This window comes from Empedobacter sp. UBA7252 (genome assembly GCF_002472765.1).
Classification (GTDB): domain Bacteria; phylum Bacteroidota; class Bacteroidia; order Flavobacteriales; family Weeksellaceae; genus Empedobacter; species Empedobacter falsenii_B.
The window spans coordinates 1-450 of record NZ_DKSQ01000032.1 but is presented as its reverse complement, the minus strand read 5'-3'; the positions used below and the strand labels follow the sequence as shown (position 1 = coordinate 450).

Annotated in this window: 1 rRNA gene; it reads left to right on the top strand. The window is 32.9% G+C overall.

From position 1 onward, the window contains the following. Positions 1-344: 344 nt before the first annotated feature. A 16S ribosomal RNA gene (locus B2X73_RS04550) occupies positions 345-450 on the top strand; the annotation flags it as partial.

Here is a 450-nt window from a genome sequence, read left to right as displayed (position 1 = left end):
TATATATCGCTAAAAATTATTTAAAAATAAATTTGCGAGTTTAGAAATAAGTTTTACCTTTGCAAACCGATTCCGAAAGGAGTTTGAAAGTGAGAGTAAATTTGACTTATTGAAATAAAAACTTTAAAATTTATCAAAATAAATTTTGCTAGTTAAAAAATAAGTATTACCTTTGCAACCGCAAATACCGAGAGGATTTGCTAAATGAGAAGTTCATTTGAAATTATAAAATATACAGAAGAAAAAATAGCCGAATAAAACGAAGTCAATCCTTTAATAATGGAGCTATAGGAAATTCGAAGTTGTAAAAAAAACAGAAGCTAACGCTTCAAACGAAATTATTTACAATGGAGAGTTTGATCCTGGCTCAGGATGAACGCTAGCGGGAGGCTTAACACATGCAAGCCGAGGGGTATAGTTCTTTCGAGGACTAGAGACCGGCGCACGGGT